The 20591-nt window shown below is 70.6% G+C and carries 16 protein-coding genes and 2 riboswitches; of the genes, 2 read left to right on the top strand and 14 right to left on the bottom strand.

What is annotated here, in order from left to right:
- Window positions 1-114: 114 nt before the first annotated feature.
- The 8 genes from glgC to cbiE form a co-directional block, all read right to left on the bottom strand.
- Window positions 115-1383 (bottom strand): glucose-1-phosphate adenylyltransferase, encoded by a 1269-nt coding sequence (glgC, locus tag QOZ99_RS18660; RefSeq protein WP_306891504.1) that lies wholly within the window; start codon window positions 1381-1383, stop codon window positions 115-117.
- 13 nt (window positions 1384-1396) lie between these two features.
- The gene (gene glgB, locus QOZ99_RS18655) at window positions 1397-3649 is read right to left on the bottom strand and encodes a 1,4-alpha-glucan branching protein GlgB (protein ID WP_306891503.1); all 2253 of its coding nucleotides are present in this window, start codon (window positions 3647-3649) and stop codon (window positions 1397-1399) included.
- A 170-nt stretch (window positions 3650-3819) separates the two neighbouring features.
- A complete protein-coding gene (locus QOZ99_RS18650; RefSeq protein WP_306891502.1) occupies window positions 3820-6324 on the bottom strand; it encodes a glycogen/starch/alpha-glucan phosphorylase in 2505 nt (834 codons plus the stop codon).
- Between the two features lie 85 nt (window positions 6325-6409).
- Window positions 6410-6787, bottom strand: a complete 378-nt coding sequence (locus tag QOZ99_RS18645; RefSeq protein WP_306891501.1) for a DUF423 domain-containing protein — start codon at window positions 6785-6787, stop codon at window positions 6410-6412.
- Between the two features lie 52 nt (window positions 6788-6839).
- On the bottom strand, window positions 6840-8171 hold the full coding sequence (locus QOZ99_RS18640) for a cobyrinic acid a,c-diamide synthase CobB (RefSeq protein WP_306891500.1): 1332 nt from the start codon (window positions 8169-8171) through the stop codon (window positions 6840-6842).
- Entirely contained in the window at window positions 8168-8926 is a 759-nt protein-coding gene (gene cobM, locus QOZ99_RS18635; protein WP_306891499.1) for a precorrin-4 C(11)-methyltransferase, read from the bottom strand. The genes QOZ99_RS18640 and cobM overlap by 4 nt, the downstream gene beginning before the upstream one ends.
- Window positions 8923-9321 (bottom strand): cobalamin biosynthesis protein, encoded by a 399-nt coding sequence (locus QOZ99_RS18630; RefSeq protein ID WP_306891498.1) that lies wholly within the window; start codon window positions 9319-9321, stop codon window positions 8923-8925. The genes cobM and QOZ99_RS18630 overlap by 4 nt, the downstream gene beginning before the upstream one ends.
- Complete coding sequence (gene cbiE / locus QOZ99_RS18625) at window positions 9318-10703, bottom strand: precorrin-6y C5,15-methyltransferase (decarboxylating) subunit CbiE (RefSeq protein ID WP_306891497.1); 1386 nt, start codon at window positions 10701-10703, stop codon at window positions 9318-9320. The genes QOZ99_RS18630 and cbiE overlap by 4 nt, the downstream gene beginning before the upstream one ends.
- Here cbiE and QOZ99_RS18620 point away from each other — a divergent pair.
- Window positions 10702-11487, top strand: a complete 786-nt coding sequence (locus tag QOZ99_RS18620) for a cobalt-precorrin-6A reductase (RefSeq protein WP_306891496.1) — start codon at window positions 10702-10704, stop codon at window positions 11485-11487. The two genes, cbiE and QOZ99_RS18620, sit on opposite strands and share 2 nt — an antisense overlap.
- Window positions 11488-11504: 17 nt before the next feature.
- Here the strand turns inward: QOZ99_RS18620 and QOZ99_RS18615 are convergent, their stop codons facing one another.
- From QOZ99_RS18615 to cobW, 6 genes are all read right to left on the bottom strand, one after another.
- Window positions 11505-12278: a precorrin-3B C(17)-methyltransferase gene (locus QOZ99_RS18615; protein ID WP_306891537.1), complete on the bottom strand. Its 774-nt coding sequence runs from the start codon at window positions 12276-12278 to the stop codon at window positions 11505-11507.
- A 41-nt stretch (window positions 12279-12319) separates the two neighbouring features.
- Window positions 12320-13057, bottom strand: coding sequence for a precorrin-2 C(20)-methyltransferase (locus tag QOZ99_RS18610; protein WP_306891495.1), 738 nt, complete (start codon window positions 13055-13057; stop codon window positions 12320-12322).
- Window positions 13054-13689, bottom strand: coding sequence for a precorrin-8X methylmutase (locus QOZ99_RS18605; RefSeq protein WP_370876890.1), 636 nt, complete (start codon window positions 13687-13689; stop codon window positions 13054-13056). The genes QOZ99_RS18610 and QOZ99_RS18605 overlap by 4 nt, the downstream gene beginning before the upstream one ends.
- A gap of 34 nt (window positions 13690-13723) precedes the next feature.
- A complete protein-coding gene (gene cobG / locus QOZ99_RS18600; RefSeq protein ID WP_306891494.1) occupies window positions 13724-14980 on the bottom strand; it encodes a precorrin-3B synthase in 1257 nt (418 codons plus the stop codon).
- A complete protein-coding gene (gene cobN, locus QOZ99_RS18595) occupies window positions 14977-18540 on the bottom strand; it encodes a cobaltochelatase subunit CobN (RefSeq protein WP_306891493.1) in 3564 nt (1187 codons plus the stop codon). Before cobN ends, cobG begins: the two co-directional genes overlap by 4 nt.
- Window positions 18541-18667: 127 nt before the next feature.
- On the bottom strand, window positions 18668-19735 hold the full coding sequence (cobW, locus tag QOZ99_RS18590) for a cobalamin biosynthesis protein CobW (RefSeq protein WP_306891492.1): 1068 nt from the start codon (window positions 19733-19735) through the stop codon (window positions 18668-18670).
- A 118-nt stretch (window positions 19736-19853) separates the two neighbouring features.
- A riboswitch (cobalamin riboswitch) is annotated at window positions 19854-20069 on the bottom strand.
- Window positions 20070-20152: 83 nt separating this feature from the next.
- Window positions 20153-20359, top strand: a riboswitch (cobalamin riboswitch).
- 33 nt (window positions 20360-20392) lie between these two features.
- On the opposite strand from cobW, the gene QOZ99_RS18585 reads away from it, so the two are divergent.
- Window positions 20393-20578: a CbtB domain-containing protein gene (locus tag QOZ99_RS18585; RefSeq protein WP_306891491.1), complete on the top strand. Its 186-nt coding sequence runs from the start codon at window positions 20393-20395 to the stop codon at window positions 20576-20578.
- Window positions 20579-20591 lie beyond the last annotated feature (13 nt).

Raw genomic sequence — 20591 nt, 5'->3', positions numbered from 1 at the left:
AGCCCACCCGCGCGCCCGCCTGGCCCAAGCCGACCGGCATGGCCCCTGCCAGCCGGAAGCAACCTGCCCCGTCCGGACGCGCCATTCGGACGTGCCCCTGAAACCTGCGTCGGGCTAGAGTTCGAGCCGGTTGATCATCGATTGCGTAATGAGACAGATTCCCTTGTCAGTCCGACGAAAGCGCCGCGCATCCTCCTCGGGATCCTCGCCCACCACGAGCCCCTCGGGAATGCGCACATGCGCATCGATCACCACGTTCTTCAGCCGCGCCCCGCGACCGACCTCGACATAGGGCAGGATGACGCCGTTCTCGATCGCCCCGTAGGAATTCACCCGCACGCCGGTGAACAGCAGGGCGCGGCGCAGCGAGGAGCCGGAAACGATGCAGCCGCCGGAGACCAGCGAGGAAATGGCCTGCCCGCGCCGGCCCTCGTCGTCATGCACGAATTTCGCCGGCGGGGTGATCTCGGCATAGGTCCAGATCGGCCAGTCGCGATCATACAGGTCAAGCTCCGGCACCACGCCGGTGAGGTCGATATTCGCCTCCCAATAGGCGTCCACCGTGCCGACATCGCGCCAGTAGGGCGCGGTTTCCATGTCGGAGCGCACGCAGGAGCGGGCGAAGTGATGCGCGTGCGCCTTCCCGTGCTTGACGAGGTAGGGAATGATGTCCTTGCCGAAATCATGCGTCGAGAGCGGGTCCGCCGCGTCGCGCCGCAGCTGGTCGATCAGGAACTTGGTCTCGAAAATATAGATGCCCATCGAGGCCAGCGCCTTGTCCGGCTGGCCGGGCATGGCGGGCGGGTCCTTCGGCTTTTCGAGGAAGGAGATGATGCGGTCGCTGGCGTCGACATGCATCACGCCGAAGGCGCTGGCCTCCAGACGCGGCACTTCGAGGCAGCCGACCGTGACGTCGGCGCCCTTGTCGACATGCTCCTGCAGCATGATCTCGTAGTCTTGCTTGTAGATGTGGTCTCCGGCCAGGATGATGATGTGCCGGGTGTCATAGGCCTCCACGATGTCGAGGTTCTGGAACACCGCGTCGGCCGTGCCAAGATACCACATGGTTTCCGAGACGCGCTGGCTGGCCGGCAGCACGTCGAAGCTCTCGTTGCGCTCGTGCCGGAAGAAGTTCCAGCCGCGCTGCATATGGCGGATGAGGCTGTGCGCCTGGTACTGCGTCGCCACCCCGATGCGGCGGATGCCGGAATTGAGGGCGTTGGAGAGCGCGAAATCGATGATGCGCGACTTGCCGCCGAAATAGACCGCCGGCTTGGCGCGACGATCCGTCAGCTCCATGAGGCGGCTACCGCGGCCACCGGCCAGCACATAGGCCATAGCCGTTCGCGCGAGGGGGGCGTTCTGGACCGTCGGCCGTGCCATGTGGCGTCTCTCCCTAGTTTGTCTGCTTGCGGACCGTGCGGCGCGCCTTGGCGAGCGGCGGCTCTGCAGGGCCCGGTTCCCATGTGAAGTAAAGCGTTGCCAGCGGGGGCAAAGTCACCTCCGCACTCGCCGGCAGGCCGTGCGCAGGCGCGTTGGCGGCCGTCACCGACCCGAGATTGCCCATCCCCGAGCCGCCATAGATTTCGGCGTCAGTATTGAGCATTTCCCGCCAGCGGCCGGCCAGAGGCAGGCCGAGACGGTAGTTCGGGCGCGGAACCGGGGTGAAATTGGCGATCATCACCACCGGCGCATCGCCCTCCCGGCCGGTGCGCAGCCAGGCGAAGATCGACTGCTCCCGGTCGTCCACCACGATCCAGCGGAACCCTTCCGGGTCGCAGTCGCGGGCATGCAGCGCGACGGTGTCGCGATAGAGCTGGTTGATCTCGCGCACCAGAAGCTGCGTGCCGCGATGGTGCGGGCCCATGTCAATGAGATGCCAGTCGAGCGAGCGCTCCTCGCTCCACTCGCCGCGCTGGGCGAATTCCTGGCCCATGAACAAGAGCTTCTTGCCGGGATAGGCCCACATCATCGCGTAATAGGCACGCACCGTGGCGAAGCGCTGCCAGTCGTCGCCGGGCATGCGGGTCAGCACCGTGCCCTTGCCGTGCACCACCTCGTCATGGGAGATCGGCAGCACGAAGTTCTCCGAGAAGGCATAGACCAGCCCGAAGGTGATGCGGTCGTGGTGCCAGCGCCGGTACACGGACGAGACCGAGAGATAGTCGAGCGTGTCGTGCATCCAGCCCATGTTCCACTTGAAGCCGAAGCCGAGGCCGCCGGCATAGACGGGCTGCGACACCCCGGCCCAGGAGGTGGATTCCTCGGCGATCACCACCGTGCCGGGATGCTCGGCATAGATGGTCTCGTTTGCGCGCTGCAGGAAGGCGACCGCGTCCTTGTTGTCGTTCGAGCCGTCCGGGTTCGGCGCCCACTCGCCATCGCGGCGCGAATAGTCGAGATAGAGCATCGAGGCCACCGCATCGACCCTCAGCCCATCAATGTGGAATCGGTCGAGCCAAAAGAGCGCGTTGGCGATCAGCATATTCGCCACTTCGCGCCGGCCGAAGTCGTAGATCGCCGTATTCCAGTCCGGATGAAAACCGCGCCGCGGGTCGGCATGCTCATAGAGCGGGCCGCCATCGAAATGCGCGAGACCGTGAATGTCGGTGGGGAAATGCGCCGGCACCCAGTCGAGGATCACCGACAGGCCGGCCTGATGCGCGCGATCGACGAAGCGGGCGAAACCGGCGGGCTCGCCGAACCGGCTGGTCGGCGCGAACAGGCCGATCGGCTGGTAGCCCCAGGAAGCGTCGAGCGGATGTTCGGAGATGGGCAGCAGTTCGATATGGGTGAAGCCCATCCACGCGACATAGCCGATGAGTTGATCGGCAAGTTCGTCATAGGTGAGGAAGCGGTTGCCCTCCCCGCGCCGCCATGAGCCCAGATGCACCTCGTAGATGGACATCGGCTTCTCGCGCGCCGCGCCCTGGCTGCGCACGGCGATATGCGCGGCGTCGTTCCATTCGAAGGTGTCGGTCCGCGCCACCACGGAGCCGGTGGCCGGGCGGAACTCGCCGCGAAAGCCGAACGGATCCGCCTTCAGCGGCAGCAGTCGGCCGTCGGCAGCGACGATCTCGTATTTGTAGATGCTCCCCTCGCCCACGGCCGGCGCGAAGATCTCCCACAGGCCACTGTCGATGCGCTTGCGCATCTGGTGGCGGCGCCCGTCCCACTGGTTGAAATCACCCACCACCGAGACGCGCGAGGCATTCGGCGCCCACACCGCGAAGCGCACGCCCTCCACGCCCTCATGCGTGCAGGGATGCGCGCCGAGCCGCTCGTAGAGCGCCCTGTGCGTGCCCTCGACCAGAAGGTAATCGTCCATCGGCCCCAGCACCGGGCCGAAGGAATAGGGATCGTCCAGTATCCAGGTGCCGCCGAGATTGCCGGCGCGCAGCCGATAGCGCGCCCATGCCGGGCGGCCGGGCACCAGCCCTTCGAAGAAGCCCGCATCGTCGCGCCGCGCAAGCTCGACGATCACGCGGCCATCGGCCTCGATCGCCTCCAGCGTGGCGGCATGCGGCACGAAGGCGCGGATGACCAGCCCCTCCGCCGCCTCATGCGGCCCCAGCAACGCAAACGGGTCGGGATGACGGCCTTCGACCAGTTGCTCGACCTCACGATCGGGCGCCTGCCACTCACACATGTCACCAACCCTCTGCGCCGAGCCGCCACCTTCAAGGTGGCCACCATCAAAACCCACGCGCCGTGAAGGTTCCTTTACCGTCGACCAGAAGTCCACAATCGGCGTTCACTCAACCACGGTCAGGCAACGCGGGAAGGCCGCCCGGGGGCATGCCGGGCGGCCCGTCGGGTTCAACGGACCGGCCGGACCGGCACGTTCCAGATGTCGGTAGCGTATTCGGTGATGGTGCGATCGGACGAGAACCAGCCCATGTTGGCGGTGTTGATCGCGCTCGACGTCCACCACTGCGCGCGCGCGTTCCAGCGCTGGTCCACCTTGCGCTGGGCCTCCCAGTAGGCATCGAAGTCGGTCGTCACCAGGAAATAGTCATGGTGGCGCAGCGCATCGACCAGCGGCTTGAAGCGGTCCGGCTCGTCGGGCGAGAACACGCCCGATTCGACCGCGTCCAGCACTTCCGCGAGCAGCGGCGAGCGCTGGATGGTGCCGTATTCGTCGATTCCCGCCGCGCGGCGCTCCTCCACCTCCTGGGCGGTCAGGCCGAAGATGAAGATGTTGTCGTCGCCGACATGCTCCTTGATCTCCACATTGGCGCCGTCCAGCGTGCCGATGGTGAGCGCGCCGTTGAGCGCCATCTTCATATTGCCGGTGCCCGAGGCTTCCATGCCGGCGGTGGAGATCTGCTCGGAGAGATCCGCCGCGGGAATGATCACCTCGGCCAGCGAGACGTTGTAGTTCGGCAGGAACACCACCTTGAGCAGGTCGCGCACGGTGGGGTCGTCGTTCACGATCTTCGCCACGTCATTGGCCAGCTTGATGATCAGCTTGGCCATATGATAGCTGGCCGCCGCCTTGCCGGAGAAGATCTTCACCCGCGGCGCCCAGTTCTTCGCCGGGTTGGAGCGCATCGATTCGTAGAGCGCAATGGTCTCCAGCACGTTGAGCAGCTGGCGCTTATATTCGTGGATGCGCTTGATCTGCACGTCGAACAGCGCGCCGGGATTGACCTTGATGTCCAGCCGGTCGCGGATGAGGCGCGCCAGCGCGACCTTGTTCTGCCGCCGCACCGCCGCCAGCCGGTCGTGCAGCGCGCTGTCGCCGGCATTTTCAGCCAGTTTCTGGAGATTGGCCGGGTCGTCCAGCACGGCCGGGCCGCACACGTCCACCAGCAGGTTGGTGAGGCCGGGATTGGACTGGTAAAGCCAGCGGCGGAAGGTGATGCCGTTGGTCTTGTTGTTCATCCGGTCGGGGAACAGCCGGTAGAAGTCCTTGAATACCGTGGTCTTCATCAGCTCGCTATGCAGCGCGGCGACGCCGTTGATGGAATGCGAGCCGAGGAAGGCGAGGTTGCCCATGCGCACGCGCCGGCCGTGATCCTCCTGGATCAGCGAGACGGAGGAGAGCAACGCGTCGTCGCCGGGGAACTCGGCGCGAACCCGCTCCAGATGCTTGGCGTTGAGCAGATAGATGATCTGCATGTGGCGGGGCAGCACGCGCTCCATCAGCGGCACCGGCCAGGTCTCCAGCGCCTCCGGAAGCAGCGTGTGGTTGGTGTAGGAGATGGTGCGCACCGTGATGTCGAACGCCTCGTCCCACTCGATATCGTTCTCGTCGACAAGGGTGCGCATCAGCTCGGCGACCGCGATGGAAGGGTGCGTGTCGTTGAGCTGGATGGCCACCTTGTCGGGCAGCGAGCGGATATCGCCGAAGCTGTCGACATGGCGGCGGATCAGGTCGCGCAGCGAGGCGGCGGTGAAGAAATATTCCTGCCGCAGCCGCAATTCCTGGCCCGCCGGGGTCGCGTCGCTCGGGTAGAGCACCTTGGAAATGGCCTCGGCCTTCACCTGGTCGACCAGCGCGCCGACATGGTCGCCCTGGTTGAAGGTGTCCAGCCGGAGCGGATCGGCGGCACGCGCCGACCACAGGCGCAGCGTATTCACATGGCGCCCGCGCCAGCCGACGATCGGCGTATCATACGCCACCGCCTCGACCGTCTCGCTGGGGTGCCAGACCTGCTTCTTACGGTCGCTGCCGACCGCGACCGCCTCGACCGAGCCGCCGAAGCCGACATCGTAATAGACCTCGGGCCGCTCGAACTCCCACGGATTGCCGAAGGACAGCCAGTCCTCGGGAAATTCCTGCTGCCAGCCATTCTTGATCCGCTGGCGGAACAGGCCGTTCTCGTAACGGATGCCGTAGCCGTAGGCGGCGACGGAGAGCGTCGCCATGCTGTCCATGAAACAGGCGGCCAGACGGCCGAGGCCGCCATTGCCCAGCGCCGCGTCCGGCTCCACCTGCCGCAGCCGATCGAGATCGACGCCGAGATCGCCCAGCGCGGAGCGGGCGGTTTCCAGCATCTCGATATTGGTCAGCGCATCGAACAGCAGGCGGCCGATGAGAAATTCCAGCGAGAGGTAATAGACCCGCTTGCGGCCTTCCGAATAGGTCTGACGGGTGGACGTGATCCAGCGATCGACGATCCGGTCGCGCGTGGCAAAGGCGGTGGCGAGAAACCAGTCGCGGTCGCTCGCGGCAGCCGGATTTTTGCCCACGGCATAGGTGAGCTTGGAGATCACCGCCGCGCGAAACTTGGCGACGTCGTCCCCCATGGCAGCAACGGCGGGGCGGGGGGTGGCCTCCGGCTTTTCCAGCATCTTGTCTTCGACCTCGACTGACATCCAGCTCTGCTCCCGTTGCGGCCTCCCGCCTCCGTCCCTGCCGGAGAAGCGGTGCCGTCTGTAGTCATGCAACCTTTTGGCCAACTCAGGCCGAACGGCCGCCCCGCTCGAAGGCGGCAAGCCCCAGCACCAGCCACCCGAAGATCAGCATAGTGCCACCGATCGGGGCGGCCATAGGAAAAATGATGATGCCCCAAAGGGCTCGCGCCGCCAGTGCGCCGCCGAACAGCGCCGCCCCGAGCGCGATCACCGACCCGCCCGCATCGGCGAAGGACAGGTGCGGCCCCCGCGCGGCCGCCAGCGCCGCCGCGCCCGTCGCGCCCGCAGCGCCGAGCATGAGGAAATAGGCCGCGGTGGTCAGGTTGGGGTCGGCGTTCACATGCGCGCCGGCCGCCGCGGCGGCGACACCGACCGCCCCGATCAGCCCGGCACCCAGAATAAGGAGACGCCGCAACCCATTCATGACCCACTCCAGTTCACACTCACGCTCACGCTCACACTCGCGCCCCGCCCGCTCACTCGCGGGCAATGGCGTGAAAGAAGGTACCCGAGACCAGGCCGCGACGCGCGCCCGCCGGCCCCATCTCCCTGCCCTGCCCGTCGCTCAGCGCGACAAGCGGCGCATCTTCGCCCGGCGATGTGACGCTGGCATAATGGAACTCGTGGCCGCGCAGCCGCATACCTTCCGGGCCGAGCGGGGAAGCCGCCAGCGTCACCGCCCGGCGGTAGCCCAGATTGAGCCGGCGCCGGGCAAAGCTGGTGGCGTGGCCGAGCAGGCCGAGCATCGGGTGGCGCACCCCCTCGGCATCCTCGATCGACTGGCCCAGCACCATGAAGCCCCCGCATTCGCCATGCACCGGGCGGGTTTGCGCGACACACCGCACGCCGGCGAGAAAGGTCGTGGCCGCCGCCAGCCGACCGCCGTGAAGCTCGGGATAGCCGCCCGGCAGCCAGCACGCATCGCAGCTCGGATCCGGCGCTTCATCGGTCAGCGGCGAGAAGGGCAGGATCTGCGCCCCCGCCCGCCGCCAGCCCGCGATGAGATGCTCATAGGCGAAGGAAAACGCCACGTCCTGCGCCAGCGCGATGCGCTGGCCCGGCGGCGGCAGGGCGATGGATGGCGGGGCGATGGGCGGGAAAACGTCGTCCTGCGCTGCGAACGGCGCGGCCAGCGCGACCAGCGCGTCGAGATCGACATGCGCCTCGGCAAGCGCGGCGAGGCGTGCCAGATGCGCCTTCAGTTCGGCATGTTCGCCGGCCTGCACGAGGCCGAGATGTCGCTCGGGCAGGCTGGTCGAGGCATCGCGCGGCAGGCTGCCCAATATCTGGATACCCAGCGCCGCGATCGCCTCGCTCGCCTGCAGCCGGTGGCGCTCGCTCGCCACCTTGTTGAGCACCACGCCGGCGATGCGCACGGCCGGGTCATGCGTGGCAAACCCCCGCACCACAGCCGCCGCCGATTGCGACTGGCCGGAAATGTCCAATACCAGCACCACCGGCAGCGCGAGCCGGGCGGCGAGGTCGGCCGCCGCGCCGCTGCGCCCGGGCTCGCCGGATATGCCGTCGAACAGGCCCATCGAGGCTTCGATGATGACGAGATCGGCGCCCGCCGCCGCCTCCCCCGCCAGCGCGTCGACGAGGGCGGGCGGCATGGCGAAACTGTCAAGGTTGAGCCCCGGCCGGCCCGTCGCGGCGGCGTGGAAGGCGGGGTCGATATAATCCGGCCCGGACTTGGCCGCCCGCACCCGGAGCCCGCGCCGCGCCAGCGCCGCGGTCACGCCCAGCGTCAGCGTGGTCTTGCCCGAGCCGGAGCGCGGGGCGGCGATGATGAGGCCGCGCGCGCTCATTCCCGCCCCCGGAAGCGGCGCTGATAGGCGGCATCGTACAGCGCGCTCTCGCGAAACTGCGCGGCCGCCAGTGCCCGCCCCACCAGAATGAGCGCGGTGCGCTCCACCGGCTCGGCCGCGACCAGAGCGAGGATTTCCCCGAGCGTTCCGCGCATCACACGCTCGCTCGGGCGCGTCGCCTCCACCACCACCGCCACGGGGCAATCGGCACCGTAGAGCGGGGTGAGATCGGCCACCACCTGATCCAGCGCATGGATGGCGAGATGGATCGCGAGCGTCGCCCCCGTCGCCCCGAAAGCCCTGAGCGTCTCGCCCTCCGGCATGGCGGAGGCGCGGCCCGAAACGCGCGTGAGCACCACGCTCTGCGCCAGCCCCGGCACGGTCAATTCGCGCCCCAGCACCGCGCTGGCGGCGGCGAAGGCCGGAACGCCGGGGGTGAGCGTATAGGCAATGCCGGCCCGCTCCAGCCGGCGGACCTGCTCGGCCACCGCGGAATAGATGGACAGGTCGCCCGAGTGCAGCCGCGCCACGTCCTGCCCGGCGGCATCGGCCGCCACATATTCCGCCTCGATCTCGTCCAGCGACAGCGGCGCCGTATCGACGATGCGCGCACCCGGCGGGCACCAGGCGAGCACCTCCGGCGGCACGATGGAACCGGCATAGAGGCAGACGGGACAACGGCTGATGAGGTCGCGCCCGCGCAGCGTCATCAGGTCCGCCGCGCCGGGTCCCGCGCCGATGAAATGAACCGTCACGCCACCTCGCCTCCCGGCTGCGCTTCCCGTGCCAGCGCGCAGGTCACCGGCCCCAGCACGAAGCGCGGGCCGATCAGCGTGGAGCGTCGCCCGGCCACCGCCAGCGCCGCGGCCTCCGCCACCGAGGGCAGGCCCATCAGCGCCACCACCCGCTCGGAGCGGGTGACCGCGCGCGCGCCGGCCGCCTCCAGCTGCGCCTGCGGCACCATGACCAGCAAAAGGCCGAGATCGAGCGCCGCCTTCAGGATGCCGGCCTCGCTGCCCTTCATCGCCGGCGTCGCCATCAGCGAAACCTCGCTCAGCTTCACCTGATGGCGCGCCAGCGCCCCGCGCACGGCGGCGCAGACTTCCTCCGCCGTCACGCCGCGACGGCTGCCGACCCCGGCGACGATCATGCGGGCGTTCCCTTCACGGCTTCACCCGGCACACCGGGCTTCACCCAGCTCCCGGGCTTCACCCAGCTCCGGGGCTTCACCCAGCTCCATTGCGTTACCGGCATGGCGGCACGCCAGCCGGAGAGCCCGCCCACCGGCGCGGCGCGGGCGAGCGACAGGCGAACGAGGTCGCCCCCGCGCGCGGCATGCTGCGCCAGCAGCACGGCCTCGGTCTCCAGCGTCACCGCGTTGACCACCAGCCGCCCGCCGGGCTTCAGGCACGCGAGCGCCGCTTCCATGACACCGGCGTCGCCCGCCCCGCCACCGATGAAGATCGCATCCGGCGCCGGCAGGCCGGCCAGCGACGCGGGCGCGCGCCCTTCCACCAGCTGGAGCCCCGGCACGCCGAGCGCATGGGCATTGCGACGGATGCGCGCCGCGCGGTCCGCCCGCTCCTCGATGGCGATGGCGGCGAGCGAGGGATCCGCCAGCATCCATTCGATGGCGACCGACCCCGCCCCCGCGCCGATATCCCACAAGAGCTCGCCCCGGCGCGGGGCGAGCGCGGACAGCGTGACCGCGCGGATCTCGCGCTTGGTCAGCTGGCCGTCATTCTCGAACCAGGCGTCCGGCAGGCCTGGCGCGCGGGGAATGACGCACGCGCCGTCGTCCGCCTCCACCGCGATGCCGACGAGGTTGAGCGGATCGACATCGGCGAGCGCGAAGTCGCCGGCGACGGTGCTGCGCAGCCGCTCGCGCGGCCCGCCCAGCGCTTCGCCCACATGCAGCGTTGAGCCGCCGAAGCCGCCCTCCACCAGCAGGCGCGCGATGGCGCCGGGCCCATCGGCATCGGAGGTCAGCACCAGAAGGCGGCGGCCGGGATGGAGATGCGCGCGAATCAGGGCGAGGTCCCGCCCATGCACGGTGAGGCACGCCACCTCCCCCAGCGCCCAGCCGAGCCGGGCGGCCGCGAGACTGAACGAGGACGGCGCGGGAAATACCCGCATCTCCTGCGCCGATACGTGCCGCGCCAGCGTGGCGCCGACGCCATGAAGGAACGGATCGCCGGAGGCGAGCACGCAGACGCGTTGACCGCGCCGCGCCAGCACCGAATGCAGCCCGCGCTCGAACGGCGTCGGCCACGGCTCGCCCCGCCCCCTCACCGCCGCGCCCGCCAGCGCCAGATGACGCGCGCCGCCGAACACGATATCGGCCGCCTCGATGGCGGCACGCGCGGCAGGGGAGAGACCGGCGAGACCGTCTTCGCCGATGCCGACAATGGACAACCAGCGCGCTTCCGGGGCATCGTCGCGGCGCGTTCCCAACGGGGCCACCGAAGAAGTATCCAGGGACGCGCCCTGTGGTGTCGCCGATTCCGGCGCGATGGATTCAGCCTGCGACATGAACCCGCCTTCTCCCGGCCGGGAGGCCGGCGCCCCGCGCCTGCTCATCCTCGGCGGCACGTTGGAAGCCCGCGAACTGGCGGCGACGATTGCCGCGCAGGGAGGCTATGACGCCAGCCTGTCGCTTGCCGGGCGCACGCGCAACCCGCACGGTCAGCCCCTGCCGCTGCGCTCGGGCGGATTCGGCGGTGTCGAGGGGCTTGTCGAGCACCTGAAGGCAGAACGCATCGACGCGCTGGTCGACGCCACCCATCCCTTCGCCGCCATCATCTCGCGCAATGCCGCGGAGGCCGCCCGCCGCGCCGGCGTGCCGCTGCTCGCCCTGGTGCGCCCGGCATGGGAGCGCCGCGCCGGCGACATCTGGACCGCGGCGAGCGATATTCCCGAGGCTGTCGGCAAGCTGGGCGCGCGTCCCCGCCGCGTGCTGGTGACGCTCGGGCGCAATGAGGTGCACGCGCTGGAAGCCGCGCCGCAACATGATTATCTCGTGCGCAGCATCGATGCCATCGAGCCGCCGCTGGCGCTGGCGTTTGCCCGCTATATCGAGGCGCGAGGCCCGTTCGAGGAAGCCGGGGAACGGGCCCTGCTGGTGGACAACCGTATCGACGCCATCCTCTCCAAGAATAGCGGCGGCGCGGCGACCTATGGCAAGATCGCCGCCGCCCGCGCGCTGGGCATCGAGGTGATCATGGTCGCCCGGCCCGCCCGCCCCGACGTCGCGACGGTGGCGAGCATCGCGGCGGCCATGGCGTGGCTGGCGCGGATCGCGCGGGAGAACGCCTGACGCGAGCGGCGGCCCCATCACGCATCCCCGGCCCGGCGCGGCGTGTAGACCAGCGCCGGCAGGCCGGGGCGCTCGACCATGCGTGTCTCCGGCGAGCCGACGATGATGCAGGTCGCCATGTCCGCCATGTGGCCGCGCGCATTGGCCAGCGGCACCAGCCGCATGCGCTCGTCCGGCCGCCCCACCGCACGGCCGAAGATCACCGGCACGGTGCCGGCGAGTTCCTCGCGCAGGACGTCGAACGCCCGGTCGAGCTGGTGCGGGCGAGCCTTCGACACCGGATTGTAGAAGGCCATGGCGAAGCCCGCCTGCGCGGCGAGGCGCAGCCGCGTCTCGATGACCTCCCACGGCTTCAGATTGTCGGAGAGCGAGACGGCGCAGAAATCATGCCCGAGCGGCGCCCCCGCCCGCGCCGCCACCGCCAGCATCGCGGTGATGCCCGGCACGATGGTGAGGTCGAGCGCGCGCCATTCGGCCGGCCCCGTCTCGATCGCCTCGATCACCGCCGCCGCCATGGCGAACACGCCGGGATCGCCGCCCGAGACCATCGCCACCCGGGCGCCGGCGGCGGCGTGGGCGAGCGCGGCGCCGGCCCGCGCCAGTTCCTCGCGATTATCCGAGGCGAAACGCTGCTGGCCTTCGCGCACCGGTACACGCTCCAGATAGGGCATGTAGCCATAGAGCGCCTCGGCCTCCTCCAGAGCGGCGCTGGCCTGCGGGGTCAGGAAGCGCGCCTCGCCCGGGCCGAGGCCGACGACGGCGATTTTTCCGGGGGCGATCTTTCCGGCCATCGGTTTCCCGTCCGTGGGATTGCCGCCCGTCAGGTTGCCGATCATGCCCGCTCTCTCCATCCCGGCACCAGCACGATGGCGAAATAGGGCGCTGGTGCCTCGCCCCGCGTCGCCAGCCGCTCGCACAGGCTGCCCGTCATCGTGCCGCGCTCCACATAGAGCGCGCGTTCCAGCCGGCCGGAGGCTTCGAGCGCCCGCCGGATCTTCGGCAGGTTGCGCCCGACCTTCATGATGACCGCCGCATCCGCCTCCGCCAGCCGGCGCGCCAGCTCGGCCTCGGGCAGCGTGCCCGGCAGCACGCTCAGCACATCGTCGCCCTGCGCGATCGGCGCGCCGGCCTGCGACCAGCAGCCCGACATGCCGGTGACGCCGGCAATGACCTGCGTGGGGTAGCGCTCGGCGAGGCGCACATGCAGATGCATGTAGGAACCATAGAAGAGCGGGTCGCCCTCCGACAGCACCGCCACCGTGCGCCCGGCATCGAGATGGGCGGCGACACGGGCCGCCGAGGCATCGTAGAACGCGGCGATCGCCGTGCGATAGGGCGCCTCGTCCTTCGGCATTTCCGTGGTCACGGGATAGCCGAGCGGCAATTCGTGAATGCCGGGACGGAAATGGGCATGGGCTATGGCCCGGGCATGGCTGCCATTGCCGAGCTTGGAGAAATAGGCGACGACATCCGCCGCGCCGAGCGCGCGCACCGCCTTCAGCGTCAGGAGTTCCGGATCGCCCGGCCCGACGCCGACGCCGATCAGCCGGCCGCAGGAGGGTCCCGTCATAGGCCCGGCCTCGCCAGCGCGTTCACCGCCGCCGCCGTCATGGCCGAGCCGCCGAGCCGCCCGCGCACCACCAGCCATGGCACGCCATGGTCGCCGGCGGCGAGCGCATCCTTGGATTCCGCCGCGCCGACGAAGCCGACCGGAATGCCCAGGATCGCCGCCGGCCTCGGCGCGCCGGCATCGATCATTTCCAGAAGCCGGAACAGCGCGGTCGGCGCGTTGCCGATGGCAATGACCGCGCCGCCCATGGTCTCGCGCCACAATTCCAGCGCCGCGGCCGAGCGCGTGGTGCCGAGCCGTTCGGCAAGGCCCGGCACGGAAGGGTCGCGCAGGGTGCAGATCACCTCGTTGCCCGCCGGCAGCCGCGCGCGGGTGATGCCGTGCGCCACCATCTGCGCATCGCACAGGATCGGCGCGCCGGCCTTGAGCGCGCCGCGCGCCGCGCGCACCAGATCGGGCGCGAAATCGATGGCGAAGGCGGCTTCCACCAGCCCGCAGGCATGGATCATCCGCACCGCCACATCCGCCTCATCGGGCGTGAAGCGGCCGAGATCGGCCTCCGCGCGGATGATGGCGAAGGAGCGCTCATAAATCGCCGTGCCGTCGCGCACATAGTCGAACGGGATGGACACTCAGGCCAGATCCTTCATCGTGCAGCCGCCTTCCTCACGTATTCGCCTTCCGCAGGCCGTCCGGCACCGCGTCCCGCAGCTGCGCCACGGGCACGATGCGCACCGGCAAGGTCGCCGCGAGAATGTCGCGCGGCGTGCCTTCGACCACGAGACCCGCCCCTTCGTCCAGCCCCACGATGGTGAGCGTCGCCACACGGGGATGCGCGCAGCCCTTGACGCAGCCCGACACATGCAGCGTGCCGCGCGCCAGGAGCGGGGCCATCTGCGCTGCCAGCACATGCGTTTCCAGCCGGGCGGAGGCGCAGGCGGGCCGCCCGGCGCAGGCGAAGACGCGCCGGCGCGGATCGGCCGGATCGGTGATGAAGCCCAGCGCCGCCGCGCCGCGTTCCAGCCGCTCCGCCGCCTCGGGCGCGAGCCCGACCAGCAGCAGCGCCCGCCCCGCCGCCGGCTCGACATGGCGCACTCGGGCGCCCCGCGCCAGCGCCGCCAGCGCCGCCAGCGTCTCCGCGCGCACCTGCCCGAAGGCGAGGCCGAGGCCCAGCGCCACGGTGCCGTCCGTCAATACATGTCGCCCCACCGGCTCGGCACCCGGCCGTGTCGCCTCCTCGCCCGGCGGGGCCGGCAGGGCCTCGAGGCCGAAATCGAGGCCGAAATCGAGACTGAAAACACCCGAGCCGCCGACCTCCCCCGCCATCAGGTCGCCCATGCGGGCGGCGGGCCCGTGCGCGGCGAGGCGCTCCATGAGATGCATCACCAGCCGCCCGGCATCCGCCTGCGCAACGCGCCCGACCGTCCGCCCCGCCAGAACCACACGCCAGAGCTGATTCGCGTCGGCCGCCAGCGCGATATCCGCCGTGAGCGCGCCCGCGTGGAGCGCCCCGCCGCCGTCGACCACCAGCGAGACCTTGGGCGCGAGGCGCGCCACCAGCCCCGCCGCCCGCTCCGTGAGGGCGCGGGCGAGCGGGCGCGGATCGGCCCGCTCGGCGGGATCGAGCCCGGCCAGCGCGCTCGTCTCGACGGGAAAGCCGGTGGGCACCTCGATGCCCAGCCCCGCCACTGCCGCCGGAAGCCTCTGCGCGCTCGCCTCGGTCAAACCACGCAGCTGCAATTTTCCGCGCGCCGTCACCTCAAGGATGCCGTTGCCGAGCGTGGCGGCGAGGCGCGCCAGCCCTTCCAACTGGTCCACCGACACTGGTTCCACCGGCGGGATCCGCGCCAGCAACCCGTCGCCGGTCGGCATCGGCCGGGGCAGCGTCGGGCAGGCCCCGCGCCGAAGATGTGCCGCGCTCATTCCGCCGCCTCCCCGGAAAGGGTGGCGAGATCCGCGCCGATATCGTTGCGGCGGGGATGCCAGAGGCCGTTCAGCCGCGCCCGCTCGAAACGGGCGGCAACGAAGCGCGCGGCCTCCGGCGAGGCGGCGCGCAGGAAATCGCGCACGCTCTCGTCGCCGACATAGGCTTCATGCAGCGCGTCGATGAGTGCGCCGGGCACCACGCGGGTGGCTTCCGCGAAGCCGATCAGCCGGTCCACGGTCTCGGCGATCTCGGCCGCCCCGCGCGGACCGTGCCGCATCAGCCCCGCGATATAGTGCGGGTTGGTGCGCCCGCGCACGAGGCGGGCGATGGCCTGGCCGAGCGGGCGGGCGATGGGGCGGGCGGGATCGGACGTATCGAGCACGACCAGATCGGGCATGCGCCCCAACCGTTCGGCCGCCGCCGCGAAACCGCCGATGAAGGCGAGGTCGGCATCGCCTTCCAGCAGGTCGCGGCCGGGATCATCGGCGCCGTGCACCAGCAGGTCCGCCGCCGCCACCCGCGCCGCGAAGGCCGCGCCGGCCTCAAACGCCGAACCTTCCGCACCGCCATAGGCGTGCGAGGCGCTGGCGAGATAGGCCTCGCCCAGAGCCTCGGGCGCGATGCCCTCGCCGGCCCGGTCGAGCCCCGCGCCATAGGCGCCCGGCGCACTGCCGAAGATGCGCGGCGCGCCCTCGCCATGCGCGCGCAAGGGGTTCTCGTCCGCCGTCTCCTCGCGCCGCGCCACCGCCCGCAGCGCGGCGTCGAGCAGCGCGATCTGCGCGGGGAACAGGTCGCGGAACAGCCCGGAAATGCGGAACGTGACGTCGACACGCGGGCGCCCCAGCACAGCGGTCGGCAGCACCTCGACCCCCGTCACCCGGCCGGTGGCGGGGTCCCAGAGCGGGCGCGCGCCGATCAGCGCCAGCCCTTGCGCCATCTCCTCGCCGCCGGTGCGCAGCGTGGCGCTGCCCCACAGATCCAGCACCAGTGCGCGCGGCCAGTCGCCATGCGCCTGCGCATAGGCGCGCAGCACTTCCTCGGCCGCCAGCCGGCCGAGATCCATCGCGGTCGCCGTCGGCAGGGCGCGCGGATCGCTGGCGAACAGGTTGCGCCCGGTCGGCATCACATCGGTACGCCCGCGCCCCGGCGCCCCGGCCGGGCCCGCCGCCACGCGTCGCCCGTCCAGCGCGGCGAGCAGCCCGCCCCGTTCCGCCGCTCCGCACGGGCCGCGACCATAGACATGGAAGCCGTCCTTGAGGCGCATCTCCTTGATGTCGCACAGAAAGGCGTCGATCTGCTTCAGCGCCTCGTCCGCCGTCGCATCCGTGGAGAGCCCGGCGTCACGGGCAAAGCCGGTGCGGGTGGTCTCCTCCACGATCAGCCGCGCCAGCCGCTCGCGGCGGCGGCGGTCGAGCCCGTCGGCCTGCGCATATTCATCGACCAGCCGCTCCAGCTCGCGCCCCTCGCCAGTCAGCCCGGCCTCCAGCGTGGGCGGCGGCAGGTGGCCGAGCGTGACGGCGGCGATGCGGCGCTTGGCCTGCGCCGCCTCGCCGGGATTGGAGACGATGAAGGGATAGGCCACCGGCAGGCTGCCCAGCACCAGTTCGGGGAAACAGCCGCGTGCAAGCGCCACATGCTTTCCCGGCAGCCATTCCAGCGTGCCATGCGCGCCCATATGCACCAGCGCCTCCGCCTCGCGCCGCAGCCACAGGCCGAAGGCGAGCAGCCCATGGCGCGGCGGCAGCGCCGGGTCATGATATTGCGCCCGCCGCTCGGCGCGTGCGCCGCGATCGGGCGCGATGGCAACGGTGAGGTGGCCGAAGCGGGCCGCGCGGAAGCGGAAGGCGTCCGCGAAGAGGTCCGGATCGTCCTCCGGCTCCCCCCACGCCGCATGAACAGCCGCAACGGAAGCGAGCGGCAGCGTCGCCAGATGGGCGCGGTAATCGGTGAGGGAGAGAGCCTGATCGTCGGCAAAGCCCTCTCCTCCGTAGGGAGAGGGCTGGGTGACGGGGATGGCCGGTGTGGTGCGGAGAGCGCCCCTCACCCCATCCCTCTCCCCGCCGGGGAGAGAGAGCCTTCCCTGCACCGCGTCCAGCAGCGCCCGCTCATTCCCCGGGGCGCCCTCCACGCGATAGCCCGCCGTGCTGAGGTCCGCCATCAGCGCCAGAACGCTCGCCGGCACGTCGAGCCCCACCGCCCAGCCGGTGCGGCCGGGCGCGCCAGCATATTCCGGCATGAGCACGGCGATGCGACGGGCGCCACGCGGCATGGCCTGCAGCCGGACCAGCGCGGCCACCCGGTCGGCCACCTGCTCCACCCGGTCGGGCTCGGGCCGGTTGACCAGCGCGGTGAAGCCCGGCACAACGGCGACGTCGGCCGGCGCCTTGAAGGAGAGCGCGCCGGCCAGCACACGCCCGTCAAGCTCGGGCAGCACCACATGCATGGCGAGATCCGCGCTCACCAGCCCGCGCACGCCCTCCGCCCAGGCCGCGCGCGGCGTGGTGGCAAGGATGGCCTGCAGCACCGGCACGCCGGGCGCGTCGAGCACGGTCTCCTCGCCCGGATCGGCGGCGGCGAAGGCGGTGAGCGTGACGATGGCCGCCGGGTTCATCTCCACCAGCGCGGCGCGCAGGAAGGCGACGGAGGCCGGCTCACGCAGCGAGGCGACGAAGATCGGGTGCGGCGCGAGCCCGCGCGCGGCCAGCGCGGCGCACAGCGCCTCGACCGGCGCGGTATCCCCCGCCAGCCACATGGAGCGGTAAAAGATGACGGGAATGGCGGGGCGAGCGGGTTCGCCCTCACCCACCCCTCGCCCCGCTGGGGAGAGGGCTTCGGCAGAGCCAGCGCCGGAATATTCCATCCTCTTTCCCAAGGGAGAGGGAGTGGAGAAGGCGGCCCGATTCGCGAAAGCCCTCTCCGCCTCGGGGAGAGGACGGGGTGAGGGGGAAGCGGTGCGAAACGGCCGCGAAGGGGCTTCACCCGCCCATTCATAAAATCCCGCCAACGGCACCGGCTGCGGCGGGGGGGCGTCGAGGGCGTGCCCCGCATGCCGGGCCAGCCGTCGCAGCAGCGCGCGCAGGTTCGCCGGGCCACCGGCGCGGAAATAGCCGAGCAGCGCGTCCAGTTCCTCGCCCGGCAGGGTCGAGGCGGCGGCAAGGCGCGGGTCGTCGCGGTCCTCGCCCGGCAGCAAGGCGAGGCGGATGCCCCGCGCGCGCGCCACATCCGCCAGCCGCTCCACGCCGTAGCGCCACCAGTCGAGCCCGCCGAGCAGGCGGACAACGATGACGCGCGCCTGCACCGCGCTGCGGTCGATCCACAGATCGACCGACATCGGGTGCCGTAGATCCCGCAGGTTCACGAGACGCAGGCTCGGCAGTCCCTCGCGGCCAGTGCCCTCCGCCCGTTGCTCCGCCTCCGCATGTGCCCGCGCCGAGGCCAGCCCCACCAGATCGCTGTCGGTGAAGGACAGCACCACCACCTCGCCCGGCGTCTGGCCGAGATCGACCGGCTCGACGAGGTCGTCGAGGCTGGAGGAAGTGGTGGTGAGAATGTGCATGCGGCGTCGGCGCTCCTGTAATCGTCATCCCGGCCGAAGCGGCGGGCAGAGTCGGGAACCGCTGCCATTCGCGATCGGGCGGGCGATCCCGGATCGGCCTGTCGGCCGTTCGGGATCACGGGTTGGCTCATGCGGCCGCCAAGGCTCCGGCGAGGATCGCCTCCACCTTCGCGCGGTCCAGCCCCTTGAGACCGATCGCCACCAGCCGGCCGCGGCGCGGCTCCGCGCCCCATGCCCGGTCATAATGATGCGCCACGCGCGGGCCGACCGCCTGCACCAGAAGCCGCATCGGCTTGTCGGCAACCGGCAGGAAGCCCTTCACCCGCAGCACGTCCGCCTCCTCGGCCGCGCGGGCGATGCGGGTGGCGAATTCGGCGGGGTCGGCGATTTCCGGCACCTCGACGATGAAGCTGTCGAAGTCGTCGTGGTCGTGGTCGGCCTCATCGTCGTGATGGGTGCGGCGGTTCTCGATATCGTCCTCGGTGCCCACCCCGAGGCCCATGAGGATCGCCGGATCGATCACCCCGCCCGTCACCGGCACCACGCGCACGCCCCGCGGCAGCTCGGCGTCGAGCGCGGCGCGGGCGCGGGCCTCGCCGGCTGCGTCGATGAGGTCGCCCTTGGTGAGGATGACGAGATCGGCGCAGGCGATCTGGTCGTCGAACACTTCCTCGATCGGGTCGTCATGGTCGAGCGAGGCATCGGCCGCACGCTGTTCGGCCAGCGCGTCATGATCGTGGGCAACCCGGCCCGAGGCCAGCGCCTCCCCGTCCACCACGGCGACGACGCCGTCCACCGTCACGCGGCTCCGGATCGCCGGCCAGTGGAAGGCCTGCACCAGCGGCTTGGGCAGGGCAAGGCCCGAGGTCTCGATGAGGATATGGTCGACCTTCGGCTCCAGCGCGAGAATGGCATCGAGCGCGGGCACGAAATCATCCGCCACGGTGCAGCAGATGCAGCCATTGGCCAGCTCGACGATGTTCTCCTCCGGGCAGGTATCGATGCCGCAGCCCTTCAGGATCTCGCCGTCGATGCCGACATCGCCGAACTCGTTGACGATGACCGCGAGGCGCTTGCCCCGCGCATTTTCCAGCACATGGCGGATGAGCGTGGTCTTACCCGATCCGAGAAAACCGGTGACGATGGTGCACGGCACTCGCGAAAGAACGGTCGAACTGGTTGCGGCGGCGGACATGCGGCGTCTCCACGAAAGCCCAAGAGGTTCATGGGATGCGCCGGTCGCGGAACGGAATTCCGCGCGAAGCCGCGCCGGTGGAGCGCCGCTCTGCCTGCTGCCGGGCACCCCGCCGGCGGACAAGACCGAACCGTCGGCAGGTCTCCTGGCTCGCGGGTCACGGCCCGGTCTCCGCCTTCCCGGCACGAGGCCAGTGGCTGATGGAGACGGGCTCGCCGCTTACAGTTGCGGGGGCAGCCGCGGAATTGGAACACGCCGCCTGAAGGCCCGCTCCGCACCGCATTCCCTTTTCGTCCCTCTCCGGAAAGAGAGAACCGATGGTCGAGGCCACTTAAGGAGCGTCCGCAGGGAATGTCAAACCGCACGCCCGCCCCCATCCCGCTTTGCCGGACCATTGCGGCGAGGCGATTGGCGGCTATAGTCGCGAGCGTCGTCGGTTCCCGTGAGACGCACGGGACGCAAGACGGGAACGCGGTGGGGCGGAGAGATCCGCCGAATCCGCGGCTGCCCCCGCAACTGTGAGCGGCGAGCCCTCCTCCATCAGCCACTGGCGCCCGCGCCGGGAAGGCGGAGGCCGGGCCGCGACCCGCGAGCCAGGAGACCGGCCGGCGACGGAAACCGCAACGGCCCTCGGGTGGAGGGCCAAAGGAGACTGTCATGACGACCCGGAACGGCCAGAATCTGGCCGCTGCTCACGATTCGCTCGCCGCCCGCGCGGTGGCCATCACCTTCGCGGCCCTCATCGGCGTGGTCGTGCTCGGCGGCGTGGGGTTCTCCCATGTCAGCGCCATGCACAACGCGACGCATGACGTGCGGCACGCCAACGCCTTCCCCTGCCACTGACCGTGCCGGGGGA

It is taken from the genome of Ancylobacter amanitiformis (assembly GCF_030814815.1).
Lineage (GTDB): Bacteria > Pseudomonadota > Alphaproteobacteria > Rhizobiales > Xanthobacteraceae > Ancylobacter > Ancylobacter amanitiformis.
The sequence above is the reverse complement of the archived record's forward strand: the minus strand, read 5'-3'. Positions and strand labels throughout refer to the sequence as shown.